17 protein-coding genes are annotated in these 13,700 nt (G+C 66.4%); 13 read left to right on the top strand and 4 right to left on the bottom strand.

What is annotated here, in order from left to right:
* Positions 1–55: 55 nt before the first annotated feature.
* From GH815_RS02530 to GH815_RS02515, 4 genes are read left to right on the top strand one after another with little or no spacing between them, the layout of a single operon-like run.
* Complete coding sequence (locus GH815_RS02530) at positions 56–1,897, top strand: ABC transporter ATP-binding protein (protein WP_153747162.1); 1,842 nt, start codon at positions 56–58, stop codon at positions 1,895–1,897.
* The gene (locus GH815_RS02525; protein WP_153747161.1) at positions 1,894–3,108 is read left to right on the top strand and encodes a class I SAM-dependent RNA methyltransferase; all 1,215 of its coding nucleotides are present in this window, start codon (positions 1,894–1,896) and stop codon (positions 3,106–3,108) included. Before GH815_RS02530 ends, GH815_RS02525 begins: the two co-directional genes overlap by 4 nt.
* 29 nt (positions 3,109–3,137) lie before the next feature.
* Positions 3,138–3,965, top strand: a complete 828-nt coding sequence (locus GH815_RS02520; protein WP_153747160.1) for an ion transporter — start codon at positions 3,138–3,140, stop codon at positions 3,963–3,965.
* Positions 3,966–3,997: 32 nt separating this feature from the next.
* Positions 3,998–4,492, top strand: coding sequence for a L,D-transpeptidase family protein (locus tag GH815_RS02515; protein ID WP_153747159.1), 495 nt, complete (start codon positions 3,998–4,000; stop codon positions 4,490–4,492).
* 6 nt (positions 4,493–4,498) lie between these two features.
* Here the strand turns inward: GH815_RS02515 and GH815_RS02510 are convergent, their stop codons facing one another.
* Positions 4,499–5,035, bottom strand: a complete 537-nt coding sequence (locus GH815_RS02510; RefSeq protein WP_153747158.1) for a CAP domain-containing protein — start codon at positions 5,033–5,035, stop codon at positions 4,499–4,501.
* Between the two features lie 184 nt (positions 5,036–5,219).
* Between GH815_RS02510 and GH815_RS02505 the strand changes: the two genes are divergently transcribed.
* Positions 5,220–5,789: a L,D-transpeptidase gene (locus GH815_RS02505; RefSeq protein ID WP_407072160.1), complete on the top strand. Its 570-nt coding sequence runs from the start codon at positions 5,220–5,222 to the stop codon at positions 5,787–5,789.
* A gap of 138 nt (positions 5,790–5,927) precedes the next feature.
* On the top strand, positions 5,928–6,107 hold the full coding sequence (locus tag GH815_RS02500) for a hypothetical protein (RefSeq protein ID WP_153747157.1): 180 nt from the start codon (positions 5,928–5,930) through the stop codon (positions 6,105–6,107).
* A gap of 81 nt (positions 6,108–6,188) precedes the next feature.
* Here the strand turns inward: GH815_RS02500 and hemH are convergent, their stop codons facing one another.
* Together hemH and GH815_RS02490 are read right to left on the bottom strand one after the other, a co-directional pair.
* Complete coding sequence (gene hemH, locus GH815_RS02495) at positions 6,189–7,280, bottom strand: ferrochelatase (protein WP_153747156.1); 1,092 nt, start codon at positions 7,278–7,280, stop codon at positions 6,189–6,191.
* 73 nt (positions 7,281–7,353) lie between these two features.
* A complete protein-coding gene (locus GH815_RS02490; protein WP_153747155.1) occupies positions 7,354–8,196 on the bottom strand; it encodes a methyltransferase domain-containing protein in 843 nt (280 codons plus the stop codon).
* A 43-nt stretch (positions 8,197–8,239) separates the two neighbouring features.
* Here GH815_RS02490 and GH815_RS02485 point away from each other — a divergent pair, with 43 nt between their 5' ends.
* Genes GH815_RS02485 through GH815_RS02470 form a run of 4 tightly spaced genes read left to right on the top strand, consistent with a single transcriptional unit; the run spans position 8,240 to position 10,532 of the window.
* A complete protein-coding gene (locus tag GH815_RS02485; protein ID WP_153747154.1) occupies positions 8,240–8,959 on the top strand; it encodes a ComF family protein in 720 nt (239 codons plus the stop codon).
* A 36-nt stretch (positions 8,960–8,995) separates the two neighbouring features.
* A complete protein-coding gene (gene grxC / locus GH815_RS02480) occupies positions 8,996–9,253 on the top strand; it encodes a glutaredoxin 3 (RefSeq protein WP_153747153.1) in 258 nt (85 codons plus the stop codon).
* A 5-nt stretch (positions 9,254–9,258) separates the two neighbouring features.
* The gene (locus tag GH815_RS02475; protein ID WP_153747152.1) at positions 9,259–10,092 is read left to right on the top strand and encodes a carbon-nitrogen hydrolase family protein; all 834 of its coding nucleotides are present in this window, start codon (positions 9,259–9,261) and stop codon (positions 10,090–10,092) included.
* A 47-nt stretch (positions 10,093–10,139) separates the two neighbouring features.
* A complete protein-coding gene (locus GH815_RS02470) occupies positions 10,140–10,532 on the top strand; it encodes a MarR family winged helix-turn-helix transcriptional regulator (protein ID WP_153747255.1) in 393 nt (130 codons plus the stop codon).
* On the opposite strand, the gene ubiG is transcribed toward GH815_RS02470, so the two are convergent.
* The gene (gene ubiG / locus GH815_RS02465) at positions 10,529–11,275 is read right to left on the bottom strand and encodes a bifunctional 2-polyprenyl-6-hydroxyphenol methylase/3-demethylubiquinol 3-O-methyltransferase UbiG (protein ID WP_153747151.1); all 747 of its coding nucleotides are present in this window, start codon (positions 11,273–11,275) and stop codon (positions 10,529–10,531) included. The genes GH815_RS02470 and ubiG overlap by 4 nt on opposite strands.
* Positions 11,276–11,346: 71 nt before the next feature.
* On the opposite strand from ubiG, the gene pip reads away from it, so the two are divergent.
* From pip to rimP, 3 genes are all read left to right on the top strand, one after another.
* Entirely contained in the window at positions 11,347–12,336 is a 990-nt protein-coding gene (pip, locus tag GH815_RS02460) for a prolyl aminopeptidase (protein ID WP_153747150.1), read from the top strand.
* On the top strand, positions 12,333–12,959 hold the full coding sequence (locus tag GH815_RS02455) for a methyltransferase domain-containing protein (RefSeq protein WP_153747149.1): 627 nt from the start codon (positions 12,333–12,335) through the stop codon (positions 12,957–12,959). The genes pip and GH815_RS02455 overlap by 4 nt, the downstream gene beginning before the upstream one ends.
* 144 nt (positions 12,960–13,103) lie before the next feature.
* On the top strand, positions 13,104–13,697 hold the full coding sequence (rimP, locus tag GH815_RS02450; RefSeq protein ID WP_153747148.1) for a ribosome maturation factor RimP: 594 nt from the start codon (positions 13,104–13,106) through the stop codon (positions 13,695–13,697).
* The last annotated feature ends 3 nt before the right edge of the window (positions 13,698–13,700 follow it).

The raw sequence follows: 13,700 nt of genomic DNA, 5'->3' as shown, positions 1-13,700 counted from the left end.
CCCTTGGCATCGCGCCGGTCTATAGTTCAGGTCCAACCCGCGCGAAGGCCCCGAATTGTTCCGCTTCTTCGAAAACCTGGTCGATCCCTATACGGCCTACCGCCAGACCGACACCCCGCCGCAACGGCTGGCCCCGTTCCTGTGGGATTATGCCCGGCCCTTTCGCAAGGTCTTTGTCGCGGCCATCGTTCTGGCCATCATCGTGGCCGCGGTCGAGGTCTGGCTGATCCATGCGATGGGGCAGGTCGTCGATATCCTGTCCTCGGGCACGCCCGAACAGGTCTGGGACGATTACGGTCTGACCCTGATCGTGCTGGCCCTGTTCATCCTGATCCTGCGTCCCGTGATGCAGGGGCTGGACGTGGCGATCCTGAACAATGCGATCATGCCGAATTTCGGCGCGCTGATCCGCTGGCGGGCGCATGCGCAGGTGCTGCGCCAGTCGGTCGGCTGGTTCGAGAATGATTTCGCGGGCCGGATCGCAAACCGCATCATGCAGACACCCCCCGCGGCGGGCGAGGCGGTTTTCCAGATCTTCGACGCCATCGCCTTTGCCGCGGCCTATACGGTGGGTGCGCTGATCCTGCTGGGACAGGCCGATCCGCGGCTGGCGGTGCCGCTGGTGATCTGGCTTGTGTTCTATGCCGCGCTGGTGCGCTGGACGATGAAGCGGGTCGGCCCGGCGTCCAAGGCGGCGTCGGATGCGCGCAGCGCGGTGACGGGGCGGGTGGTCGATGCCTATACCAACATCCATGCGGTCAAGCTGTTCGCCCATCACGACCGTGAACTGGCCTATGCGAAAGAGGCGATCGACCGCTCGCGCGAGACCTTTGCCGCCGAAATGCGCATCTTTACCAAGATGGACATCGCGCTGACCGCGCTGAACGGGTTTCTCATCGTGGGCGTAGTGGGCTGGGCGATCCTGCTGTGGATGCAGGGCACGGCCAGCGTGGGCGTGGTTGCGGCGGCGACGGCACTGACCTTGCGGCTGAACGCGATGACCGGCTGGATCATGTGGGCGGTGTCCAGTTTCTTCCGTTCGCTCGGCGTGGTGGCCGAGGGGATGGAGACCATTGCCCAGCCGATCACCCTGACCGATGCGAAGGACGCGAAGCCGCTGGACCTGCGCGCCGGGGAAATCGCGATTCAGTCCCTGACTCACCACTATGGGCGCGGATCGGGTGGGCTGGACCGCGTCGATCTGACGATCCGGCCGGGCGAAAAGGTCGGGCTGGTGGGGCGCTCGGGGGCGGGCAAGTCGACCCTGGTCAAGCTCTTGCTGCGGTTCTACGATGCCGAGGGCGGGCGCATCCTGATCGACGGGCAGGACATCGCACAGGTCACGCAGGAATCCCTGCGCCGCCAGATCGGCATGGTCAGCCAGGACGCCAGCCTGATGCACCGTTCGGTGCGCGACAACATCCTTTACGGCCGCCCCGAGGCCAGCGAAGCCGAGATGATCGAGGCGGCAAGCCGGGCCGAGGCGCATGGCTTCATCCTGGACCTGGCCGATCCCGAGGGGCGCGCGGGCTATGATGCGCAGGTGGGCGAGCGGGGCGTGAAACTGTCGGGCGGACAGCGCCAGCGCGTGGCGCTTGCCCGCGCGATCCTAAAGGACGCGCCGATCCTCGTGCTGGACGAGGCGACTTCGGCCCTAGATTCCGAGGTCGAGGCGGCGATCCAGGACACGCTTTACAACGTGATGGAGGGCAAGACCGTGATCGCCATCGCGCACAGGCTGTCGACCATCGCGCATATGGACAGGATCGTGGTGCTGGATCAGGGCCGCATCGTCGAACAGGGCAGTCACCGCGAATTGCTGGCCCAGAACGGCCTTTATGCCCGGTTCTGGGCACGCCAGTCGGGCGGCTTCATCGGTACCGAGGCGGCGGAATGAGCCTGGTGATCGACCGGCTGTCCCTGCGTGGCGAAGGGGTCACGGCCGAAGGTGTGACCGTCGCGCTGGCGTTGCCCGGTGAGGTAGTCGAGGGCGAGATTGCCGAAGGCCGCATCGCCCGGCCGCGCATCCTGACGCCCGTTGCCGACCGCGTGCGCCCGCCCTGTCCGCATTTCGCCAATTGCGGGGGCTGCGCGCTGCAACATGCCAGCGACGATTTCGTGGCGTGCTGGAAGACGGACGTGGTCGAAACCGCGCTGGGGGGCCAAGGGCTGAAAGCGGTGCTGGACCCGATCCACAGCTCGCCCCCGGCCAGCCGCAGGCGCGCGACGCTGGCGGGCCGGCGCACGAAGAAGGGCGTTCTGATCGGCTTTCACGGGCGGGCCAGCGATCAGATCGTCGCGATCCCCGATTGCCGGTTGCTGCATCCCGACCTGATGGCCGCCCTGCCCGGATGCGAGGCGCTGGTGGCGCTGGGCGCCTCGCGCAGCGGCGAGGTGGCGCTGACCCTGACCCGATCGGAGGATGGGGTGGATCTGGCCGTCGCGGGCGTCAAACAGGCGGCTGCCGCCGGGCTTGCCGCACTTGCCGAACGCCACGATCTGGCCCGGCTGACCTGGAATGGCGAGGTGATCGCCACCCGTCGCCCACCGCGCCAGCGGCTGGGCCGTGCCCATGTCGTCCCGCCGCCCGGGGCGTTTCTTCAGGCGACCGAAGACGGGCAGGCGGCGCTGACCGATGCGGTGCGTCGTGCGCTGGACGGGGCGCAGCGGGTGGCCGACCTGTTCGCGGGCTGCGGCACCTTTGCCCTGCCGCTGGCCGAGGCGGCCGAGGTGCATGCGGTCGAGGGCGACGGCGCGATGCTGGCCGCGCTGGATCGGGGCTGGCGCGGGGCGCCGGGGCTGAAACGGGTGACGCATGAGGCGCGCGACCTGTTTCGCCGTCCGCTGCGCCCGGACGAACTGGCCCGGTTCGATGCCGCCGTGATCGACCCCCCGCGCGCGGGCGCCGAGGCGCAGGTGGACCAGATCGCGGCCTCGCCCTTGGCCCGACTCGCCTATGTCTCGTGCAACCCCGTCACCTTTGCGCGGGATGCGAAAAGGCTCTGTTCCGCCGGATTCCGGCTGGAGCGGGTGCAGGTTGTCGACCAGTTCCGCTGGTCGGCCCATGTTGAGCTTGTCGCCACATTCACGCGGTCCCATATCGCCTGACAAAGCGGAATCCCGATTCGAGTGGAGCAATGAGGGACAGACTGGCCCAGGCGCTGGAGCGCCCCGTCACACGCAACGCCATCATGGGCGTGATCCTGTTCAATGCCGTGCTGCTGGGGATGGAGACGTCCGACAGCATCATGGCCGAGGCAGGCCCACTGATCCTTCTGCTGGACCAGCTGTGCCTTGCGATCTTCGTCGCGGAAATCGCGGCCAAGCTGATCGCCTATCGCCTGTCCTTTTTCCGCGCGGGCTGGAACATCTTCGATTTCGTGATCGTCGGCATCTCGCTGGTGCCCGGTGCGCAGACGCTCAGCGTGCTGCGGGCGCTGCGCATCCTGCGTCTGTTGCGCGTGATCTCGGTCGCGCCCAGCCTGCGCCGGGTGGTCGAGGGGTTCATCAACGCGCTGCCGGGCATGGGCTCGGTCTTTCTGCTGATGGGGATGATCTTCTATATCGGCGCGGTGATGGCGACCAAGCTTTTCGGCGACGCCTTTCCCGACTGGTTCGGCACGCTGGGCCTGTCAGCCTATTCGCTGTTCCAGGTGATGACGCTGGAAAGCTGGTCCATGGGCATCGTCCGCCCGGTGATGGAGGTTTTCCCCTATGCCTGGGCGTTCTTCGTGCCGTTCATCATGGTCACGACCTTTGCGGTGGTGAACCTTCTGGTCGGTCTCATCGTGAACTCGATGCAGGACGCCCATCACGAGGAGGACACGCAGAAGACTGATGCCTATCGCGACGAGGTGCTGTCGCGGCTGGCGGCGATCGAGGCCCGGCTGCCGGTGCCGGATACCGGCAGCGATGCGCGTTTGCGGGATGAATCCGCCCGAAAGATCGCGTATGATCGCCCCTAGGCAAGAACCCGGAACGAGCGGACAAGGCGGGAATGATCGGACGACGTGCTTTCTTGGCGGCGGGGGCGTGTCTTGCGCTGTCCGCCTGCGGATCGAAATTCAGAACCTATAACGGCCCCGAGGTCACCCGGGTCGTGGTGTTCAAGGACAAGCGGCGGATGTATCTGCTGCACCATGACAAGGTGCTCAAGGGGTTCGATGTCGGGCTGGGGTTCCAGCCGAGCGGGCACAAGCTGCACGAGGGCGACGGGCGCACGCCCGAAGGGCGCTACCTGATCGACCGGCGCAATCCGAACAGCAATTTCCACCTGTCGATCGGCATTTCCTACCCGAACGAACGCGATGTCGAGGTGGCGCGCGCGCTGGGCCTCAGCCCGGGCGGGGATATCTTCATCCATGGCCGCGCGGGCAAGCACAAGGGCAAGCGTCGCGACTGGACGGCGGGCTGCATCGCGGTTTCAGACCGCGAGATCGAGCAAATCTATGCCATGGTGCGCGACGGCACCGTGATCGACATCCTGCCCTGAGGCCGGTCAGAGCGCCGAGGCCATCCGTGTGGACCGCGAGCCGGTGATCAGCGTCCACCAGATCTTGCCGTTCGGTTCCTGGTAATAGGCAAAGCCGAGATCGGTGAGGTTCGGCACCAGCAACGCCTCGCGCTTTTCGGGATCCTCCAGCCACGCGGCCAGAATCTCGAGTTCGGTCTCGTAGGTCTCGGCGATCAGCTCGACACCGACACCCCCCTGGTAGCCCGCGCGCGCCACCCGGTCGAGGGTCGAGGATCCGTCCGAGCCGAAATTCCAGGGCCTGTTCTGCACCGACATGTCGCGCGAATGGGTGGCGGCGGCGGCGGTCAGGCGCGCGTCAAGTTCAAGCAACTGCACGCCGCGGGCCTGGCGCAGGGCGTTCACCGCGTCCAGCATCCGGTACTGGATGCGCGCCCGGTCCGCCTGCGAGATGCGGTAGACCTGCGGCAGGGGCCGGCCGTCGGGCCCAAGCTGGACGGGGGTGGTAGGGGTGCATGCCGAGACGGCAAGGGCGATCGCAAGTACCGGGACCAGAGCTTTCATCGGGGCGTCCTGTTCGATTTCGCCGATGTCTAGCCGCTCTGCGCGGCAGGTTCAAATCCCCAAAGCGCTGACGGGTCTTTGAATTGCTGGACCCGCCCTGCGCGCTTATATAAAGGCGATATGTTGAACCAATCCAGGAACGGAGCGAAAGGTGAGCAGCAAGTCCCCCTTTACCCCATGTAGCGTGACGCGCCGGCGATTCGTGGGCGGATCGGCCGTGCTGCTGGGCGGGCTGGCCGCGCCCGCTGTCCTCGCCGAAACCACCGAGATGGAACAGCCGGTCGCGCAGGCCCGTCGCAACACGTCGATGTTCCGCGCGCTGGACTGGCAGCCCTATTTCTCGGACCTGCGCAACGGCGCCGTTCTGGTCGATATCTCGTCGCGCGCACTGCATTTCTGGTCCGAGGATCGGTCGGTCTACAAGGTCTATCCGACCTCGGTGCCGATGTCCGACGACCTGACCCGCCGCGGGCGAACCTCGATCATCCGCAAGGTCGAAGGCCCCGACTGGCGCCCCACCCCGGCGATGAAGCAGCGCAATCCCGAATGGCCGGACTATGTTCCGCCGGGGCCCGACAACCCGCTGGGCACCCACGCGCTTCACCTGAGCTGGACCTATTACCGGATCCACGGCACCCACGACACGCGCAAGATCGGCCGGCGGTCGTCGAATGGCTGCGTCGGCCTTTACAACGAGCATATCGCCGAACTGTTCGATCTGGCCAAGGTCGGGACGCAGGTGTTGCTTATTTGACGACAATTCGCGGAGTTAAGGGGCAAGATCCTCTCTCCGATTGAAAAAATCGCGAGTCGTGGACTAGACAAGGTCTACATGCCTTGGATGCATGCGAGGGGCGGAGCGATCCGTCTCGAGCTGTTGTAGGAGAGACCCATGAAGAAGATTGCCCTTGCCGCCGCTGTTTCGGTCGCCGCCACTGCCGGTTTCGCCGGCAACATGGCGCCGCCCGTGATGGAACCCGAAGTCATCGTTCAGGACACCTCGTCCTCGGCCGGTGGCATCATCGTTCCGATCCTGGCCCTGATCCTGCTCGCGGCCGTGATCGCGGACTGATCCCCGGACAGTGAAACGAAAGAAGGCGGTGGTTTCCCACCGCCTTTTTCTTTGCCGTCCGGAAATCCGGCAGGCGCGGTTTCAGTCCACCCAGCCGCGCAGATGGGTGCGGATCACCTCGCACAGAGCGCGGATATGCGCCTCGTCGTCGTTCAGGCAGGGGATATAGGTGAATTCCTCGCCGCCCGCCTCTTCGAAGCTTTCGCGGATTTCCTCGTTGATCTCTTCCAGCGTCTCGATGCAATCGGCCGAGAAGGCGGGCGCGATCACCGCGATCCGCTTCTTGCCGTGCTCGGCCAGCCGGGCGACTTCCTCGACGGTATAGGGTTGCAGCCATTCCTCGGGGCCGAATCGCGACTGGAAGGTGGTCGTGATCCGGTCATCGGCCCAGCCCAGCCGTTCCTTCAGCAGGCGCGTCGTTTTCAGGCACTGGCAATGATAGGGGTCGCCCTCGGTCAGGTAGCGCGTCGGTACCCCGTGATAGGAACAGACCAGCACATCGGGCTTGTGCTCCAGCGCCGCATAGGCCCGCTCGACCGAGGAGGCCAGCGCGTCGACATAAACCGGATTGTCGAAATAGGCGGGAACGGTGCGGACCTGCGGCTGCCATTTCTCCTCCATCAGGGCGCGGAAGAAATGGTCGTTCGCGGTGGCCGAGGTGGTGCCCGAATATTGCGGGTAAAGCGGGAAGAACAGGATCTTGCGGCAGCCCTTGTCGACCATCTCGCGCACCTTGGACTTGGTCGAGGGGCTGCCATAGCGCATGCAGAAATCGACCACGACCTCGTTGCCGAAGCTGGCTTCCAGCGCCTCGCGGACCTTGATCGTCTGCGACCGGGTGATGGTCATCAGCGGGCTTTCCCCCGCCTCGTGATTCCAGATCGATTTGTACGCCTCGCCCGAGGCGAAGGGGCGCTTGGTCAGCACCACAAGTTGCAGGATCGGCTGCCAGACCCAGGCGGAATAGTCGATCACGCGCTTGTCCGACAGGAACTCGTTCAGATAGCGCCGCATCGACCAGTAGTCGTAATTGTCCGGCGTGCCCAGATTCGCCAGCAGGATGCCCACCTTTTCGGGCGGGATCCGCGGGTGGTCGGCGGGGGCGTGGGCCGGGCGTTCGGCTGTCGCAACGGACAGGCCGACCTTGCTCCGGTCTTGCTTGGAGTCGAACATCACATGTTTTCCGGGGTCTTTGTCGGACTTCAACTTGGAATACCTCAAGCACATAAACGTATTTCGGCGGGGGTCAATCTGATCCCCGGTCCCCCGGACCGAAGACCCCGCGCTCGATCGTCCCCAGCGCATCGGCCAGCCGGGTACTGGCAGACCCGGGGGGCAAGGGCCTGGGTTGCGTGTCGGCCGGTGCCCACCCTGCAAGGTAGATCATCTCGGCGGTCGCGGGGATGCGGCCATCCGGCCCGGCATGGGCCTGGGCATAGCGCCGGGCGGCCTCGGCAAACAGCGCGCGGGAGGGGATGCAGCGGTGGCGCGCGGCCAGGGCGTTGGTCTCGCCCATCGCGCGCAAGTCGCGCATCAGGTGGACGGGGGTTTCGTAACTGACGGTATGGCGGGCGGAATCGGCCACCGGCAGGGCATATCCGGCGCGCTGCAACAGCGCCCCCAGATCGCGGATCTCGCCCATCGGCAGCACCCGGGGCGACAGGCCCCCGGTCAGCGCCACCTCGGCCTCGGCCAGCGCGGATCGCAATTCATGCAGGCTGCGCCCGCCGAACAGCACCGCCAGGAACAGCCCGTCGGGGCGCAGCGCACGGCGGCACTGCACCAATTGCCCCACGGGATCGTTCGCCCAATGCAGGCACAGCGCATGGATCACAAGATCGTGTGTGCCGGGCTCCAGCTCCAGCGTTTCGCAATCTTCAACAACACGCGCCCGGGGAAAGCATTGGCGCCACATCTCGGGAAAACCCGTGACGATGGCCGGGGCCGTAAAGCTTCTGTTAACCTCGGTGAGCCTTTCCTGAATCTCGTCAGCCGCCAGCCCGTGCAGGAACAGCGCGGGCGCGCGGCGGGCGCGGGCGCGGTGGCGGATCAGCGCCGCGCGGTCGGTCAGGTCGGGTGGGCTCTGCATCGGGTCTCCGCCAATCGAAGGGCGAATGTAGGGGCGGGGCCGGATGTTTCAAAGCGCATTGCGACTGATCTATCCACCCCGCTGCGTCTCTTGCGGCGAGATGGTGGACCGCGACTTCGCCCTGTGCGCCGCCTGCTGGGGCCAGATGGATTTCATCGCCGGGCTGGTCTGCGATTGCTGCGGCACGCCGCTGCCGGGCGAGGATAGCGGTACGCCCGAATATTGCGACGATTGTCTTGCCCGGCCGCGGCCCTGGTCGCACGGGCGCGCGGCGCTGCTGTATCGCGACAAGGCGCGCAAGATGGTTCTGTCCTTCAAGCATGCCGACCGGACCGAACTGGCGCGTCCCGCCGCCGAATGGATGCTGCGTGCTGGCCGGCCGATCCTGACACCCGGGATGGTGGTCGCGCCGGTGCCGCTGCATCGCTGGCGGCTTTTGCGGCGGCGCTACAACCAGGCCGCGCTGTTGTCGGCAGGCGTGGCCGAGGGGGCGGGCTTTGTGCATTGGCCCGACCTTCTGATCCGGCCGCGCAAGACCCGCGTGCAGGAGGGCATGGGCGCGGAGGAACGCTTTGCCAACCTGTCGGGCGCGATTGCCGTCCACCCGCGCTATCGCGAACGGCTGCGCGGCCGCACGGTGCTGCTGGTCGACGATGTGATGACCTCTGGCGCGACGCTGTCGGTGGCGGCCGAAGCCTGTCTGGCCGCCGGGGCCGAAGACGTGCGCGTGCTGGTTCTGGCCCGCGTTGCGAAAGCGCCGTGATCGCCTATAGTGCGGCCGAGACAAGGAAAACGGACCATGCAACCGGTTGAAATCTACACAGCGCCGCTATGCGGCTATTGCCACGCCGCCAAGCGGCTGTTGCAGCAAAAGGGCGTCAGCTATTCGGAAATCGACGTCGGCGCCGAACCCGCGCTGCGCCAGCAGATGATGGCCCGCGCACAGGGCAGGCATACGGTGCCGCAGATCTTCATCGGCGAGATCCATGTGGGCGGCTGCGACGATCTTTATGCGCTGGACCGGGCGGGCAAGCTCGATCCTCTGCTGGCGGGGTGACGGCAATGCGGGTGGCCCTGATCCAGATGACATCGGGCGACGTGCCCGAGGACAATATCGCCCCGGCCTGCGAAATGGTGCGCGAGGCGGCCGCGGGCGGCGCGGGTTTCGTGCTGACGCCCGAGGTCACGAACTGCCTGTCGTCCAGCCGGGCGCAGCAGCAGCGCGTTCTGTCCCACGAGGAAGACGACGCGATGCTGTCGGCCCTGCGCCAGGAGGCGGTCAATGCCCGTATCTGGCTGTTGATCGGCTCGCTTGGGCTGCGGACCCATGACGCGGATGGCCGCTTTGCCAACCGGTCCTTCCTGATCGCGCCGGATGGGTCCATCGCCGCGCATTACGACAAGATCCACATGTTCGACGTGCAGATCACCGAGACCGAGAGCTATCGCGAATCGGATGCCTTCCGGCCCGGCGACCGCGCCGTTCTGGCCCGGACACCGTTCGGCACTGTCGGGATGTCGATCTGCTACGACCTGCGATTCCCCCATCTTTACCGCGCGCTTGCCAAGGGCGGGGCCGAGATCCTGACCATTCCGGCCGCCTTCTCGCCGGTCACCGGCGTTGCCCATTGGGAAACCCTGCTCCGGGCGCGCGCGATCGAGACGGGCTGTTACGTTCTGGCGCCCGCGCAATGCGGGTTGCACCCCGCGACCGAGGGACGCCCGCGCCGCACCCATGGCCATTCGCTGGCCGTGGCGCCCTGGGGCGAGGTGCTGGCCGATGGCGGCACCGCGCCGGGCATCACCTATGTCCAGATCGACCGTCAGGAGGTGGCGCGCGCCCGGGCCCGTGTGCCCTCGATCACGCATGACCGGCCCTTTGCGCCGCCGACGTGACCGAGATCGGCGACAATCTGGCCGTGACGCTGTTCAGCGAGATCTTCATGGCCGACCAGCTTGCGCGCAACCGCATTTCCCGGGCCTTGCCCAAGGGGATGGAACTCAGCCATTTTTCGGTCCTGAACCATCTGGCGCATCTGAACGTGGAACGCAGCCCGGCGCAGCTGGCCGCTGCCTTTCACGTCACCCGCGGCGCGATGACCAACACGCTGAACCGGCTGGACTGGGCGGGGCATGTGCATATCCGCCCCGACTGGGACGATGCGCGGCGCAAGATGGTCTCGATCAGCCCGTCGGGCCGGGCCGCGCGCGATGCGGCGATCCAGGTGATGACCCCGATCCTGGCCGAGGCCGTTGCCGATATCGGCGAGGACCGCCTGCGCGCCGCGCTGCCCGTACTGCGCATGCTGCGCCAGAAGCTGGAAGGCCCGCGTTAGGCCGGTTTCACCGAGGCCGTGACATAGTTCACGCTCAGATCCCGGCTCGACAGCGACCAGCCCCAGGTGATCGGGTTGAACACGAATCCGGTGCGGTCCACCGGTTTCAGCCCGGCCTGTTCCAGCAGGCGGCACAACTCGTCCGGGGTGATGAACTTGGACCATTCATGCGTGCCCTTGGGCAGCCAGCGCATGACATATTCCGCCCCGACAATCGCCATCGCAAAGCTTTTCGGATTGCGGTTGATGGTCGAACACAGATGCAGCCCGCCGGGTTTCAGGAGCTTCCGGCAGGCGGTCAGATAGGCCAGCGGGTCGGACACATGCTCGACCACTTCCATGTTCAGCACCACGTCGAACTGCTCGCCCGCCTCGGCCAGCGCCTCGGCGGTGGTGTGGCGATAGTCGATCTCCAGCCCCGATTGTTCGGCATGGATGCGCGCGACGGGAATGTTGCGCGCGGCCGCATCCGCGCCCACGACCGTCGCCCCCAGACGCGCCATCGGTTCGGACAGAAGCCCGCCGCCGCAGCCGATATCCAGCAGCCTGAGCCCCTTGAACGGCATCTCGCCCGCCAGGTCGCGGTCGAATTCCGCGGCGATCTGCCGCGTGATGTAGTCCAGCCGGCAGGGGTTGAGCATGTGGAGCGGCTTGAACTTGCCGTTCGGATCCCACCATTCGGCGGCCATCGCCTCGAATTTGGCGACTTCCGTGGGGTCGACGGTTGTTTCGGCTCCTTGCATCGGGCGCTCCGTTCCTGTCTTCTGTCTCAACGCCCTTGGGGCGGGCGGCTGAGGCGTTATATAGTCGGCGCATGGACAAATCCGCAGGCCAAAAGCGCGCATCGCAACTTCTTTACCCGCCGCTCGATCCGTTCGACCAGCGGATGCTGGATGTTGGCGACGGGCATCGCATCTATGTCGAGCAATGCGGCCATCCCAAGGGGATCCCGGTTGTGGTGCTGCATGGCGGTCCGGGCGGCGGGTGCAGCCCGGCGATGCGGCGCTATTTCGACCCCGAGGAATTCCGCGTCATCCTGTTCGACCAGCGCGGCTGCGGCCGGTCGCGGCCCCATGCCAGCGTCACGGCCAACACCACCTGGCATCTGGTGCAGGATATCGAGACGATCCGCACGGCGCTGGGCATCGACCGCTGGATCCTGTTCGGCGGCAGCTGGGGGGCCACGCTTGCGCTGATCTACGCCCAGACGCATCCCGACCGCGTGGCCTATCTGGCGCTGCGCGGCGTGTTCCTGATGACGCAGGCCGAACTTGACTGGTTCTATGGCGGCGGCGCGGGGCAGTTCTGGCCCGATCTCTGGGCGCGTTTTGCCGAGATGATCCCGATGGACGAGCGCGGCGACATGATCGAGGCCTATCACCGCCGGCTGTTCTCGGGCGACCTGATGCTGGAAACCCGTTATGCGCGCGCCTGGGCGTCGTGGGAAAACGCGCTGGCCTCGATCGACCATGACGGCCCGCTGGGCGAGGCACCGGCCGATTACGCCCGGGCCTTTGCGCGGCTCGAGAATCACTATTTCCGCAACCGCGGCTTTCTGGACCGCGACGGGCAGCTTTTGCAGGACATCCCGCTGATCGCGCATATCCCGGCGACCATCGTGCAGGGCCGCTATGACATGGTCTGCCCGCCCGCCTCGGCCTGGGCTCTGGCCGAGCGGTGGGGCCGGGCGGATCTGCGGATGGTGCCGCTGGCCGGGCATGCGCTGTCCGAACCCGGGATCAGCGCCGAACTGGTGCGCACCATGCGCGGCGTGCAGCGGCAAGCGGCGGCATTGGGACTGTGAGCATCAATATCCGCTTCTGGGACAGGATCGCGCCGCGCTATGCGCGCATGAAGCTGCGCGACCCGGACAGCTATGAACGCAAGCTGGCGATGACCCGCGCCTACCTGGCCCCCGGCGCGCGGGTGTTCGAGCTTGGCTGCGGCACCGGCACGACCGCGCTGAACCACGCGCCCCATGCGGGCCATGTCACCGCCATCGACTGTTCCGCCAACATGATCGCGATTGCGCGCGACAAGGCCGCGGCCGAAGGGATCGGCAATGTCACCTTCGAAGTTGCCAGCCTCGAGGACATGCCCGACACGCCCGGCGCCTGGGACATGGTGATGGCGCATAACGTGCTGCACCTGCTGCCCGATCGCCCCGGCGCGCTGGCGCGCATCCACCGCATGCTGAAACCCGGCGGCGCGTTCGTCTCGTCCACCGCCTGCGCAGCGCGCGCGCCCGTGCTGTTCCGCGCCATTGTCCGCACGGGCCACGCGCTGCGCCTGCTGCCGCTGTTCAACTTCCTGACCGAAGACCAGCTTCGCGCCGATATCCGCGCCGCCGGGTTCGAGATCGTCGAGGACTGGCTGCCCCCCGGCGGGCGTTCCGCGCTGTTTCTGATCGCGCGCAAGCAGAGCTGATCCGCCCGCGACACAATCTCCTTGCAGGTTGCGGCCATTGCGCCTATATCCACTTCAACAACGGCGGTTCGGCCTCCACACCCGATCCTCCACCGGTGAGTTTCGCACGGGCCGTTGGCCCGTTTTTTTGTGTCTGGAACTGCCATGTCCGACCTTATCGCCAAGACGGCCATTGACCGGCGCCTCGCCGGGATCCTGACCCCCGTGATCGAGGGGCTGGGGTTCGAGTTGGTGCGCATCCGGCTGATGGGCGGCAAGACCAAGACCCTTCAGATCATGGCCGAACGCCCCGAGGGCGGGATCGAGGTGGACGAATGCGCCCGCATCTTGACCGCCGTCTCGGCCGTGCTGGATGTCGAGGATCCGCTGGAGGATGCCTATACGCTGGAAGTGTCCAGCCCCGGCATCGACCGGCCCTTGACCCGGCTCAAGGATTTCGAAGCCTGGGAAGGGTATGAGGCAAAGATCGAGACGACCGAGATGATCGACGGCCGCCGCCGCTTCAAGGGCGTGCTGGCCGGTGTCGAGGATGGCGAGGTGCTGATCGAGATCGACGGCCCCGAGGGCGAGCCGGTGACCATCGGGCTGGACTACGAGTGGTTGTCGGACGCCAAGCTGGTGCTGACCGACGAGCTGATCCGCGAGATGCTGCGCGCCCGCAAGGCCGCCGGTATCATCGACGAGAGCGCATTTGACGAGATCGAGACGGACGAGGGTTCCGTCCCGCAGGAGGACTGAGAC

The organism is Rhodovulum strictum (assembly GCF_009649175.1).
Lineage (GTDB): Bacteria > Pseudomonadota > Alphaproteobacteria > Rhodobacterales > Rhodobacteraceae > Rhodovulum > Rhodovulum strictum.
Note: the sequence above shows the minus strand (reverse complement) of the source record. Positions and strands in the feature narration are given on the sequence as shown.

Coding starts and splice junctions, on each gene's coding strand:
- GH815_RS02510 (WP_153747158.1), bottom strand. CDS start 5,035: ATGAAAGCTCTGGTCCCGGTACTTGCGATCGCCCTTGCCGTCTCGGCA.
- GH815_RS02500 (WP_153747157.1), top strand. CDS start 5,928: ATGAAGAAGATTGCCCTTGCCGCCGCTGTTTCGGTCGCCGCCACTGCC.
- hemH (WP_153747156.1), bottom strand. CDS start 7,280: ATGTTCGACTCCAAGCAAGACCGGAGCAAGGTCGGCCTGTCCGTTGCG.
- GH815_RS02485 (WP_153747154.1), top strand. CDS start 8,240: ATGTTTCAAAGCGCATTGCGACTGATCTATCCACCCCGCTGCGTCTCT.
- GH815_RS02470 (WP_153747255.1), top strand. CDS start 10,140: ATGGCCGACCAGCTTGCGCGCAACCGCATTTCCCGGGCCTTGCCCAAG.
- grxC (WP_153747153.1), top strand. CDS start 8,996: ATGCAACCGGTTGAAATCTACACAGCGCCGCTATGCGGCTATTGCCAC.
- rimP (WP_153747148.1), top strand. CDS start 13,104: ATGTCCGACCTTATCGCCAAGACGGCCATTGACCGGCGCCTCGCCGGG.
- GH815_RS02525 (WP_153747161.1), top strand. CDS start 1,894: ATGAGCCTGGTGATCGACCGGCTGTCCCTGCGTGGCGAAGGGGTCACG.
- ubiG (WP_153747151.1), bottom strand. CDS start 11,275: ATGCAAGGAGCCGAAACAACCGTCGACCCCACGGAAGTCGCCAAATTC.
- GH815_RS02475 (WP_153747152.1), top strand. CDS start 9,259: ATGCGGGTGGCCCTGATCCAGATGACATCGGGCGACGTGCCCGAGGAC.
- GH815_RS02490 (WP_153747155.1), bottom strand. CDS start 8,196: ATGCAGAGCCCACCCGACCTGACCGACCGCGCGGCGCTGATCCGCCAC.
- GH815_RS02520 (WP_153747160.1), top strand. CDS start 3,138: ATGAGGGACAGACTGGCCCAGGCGCTGGAGCGCCCCGTCACACGCAAC.
- GH815_RS02515 (WP_153747159.1), top strand. CDS start 3,998: ATGATCGGACGACGTGCTTTCTTGGCGGCGGGGGCGTGTCTTGCGCTG.
- pip (WP_153747150.1), top strand. CDS start 11,347: ATGGACAAATCCGCAGGCCAAAAGCGCGCATCGCAACTTCTTTACCCG.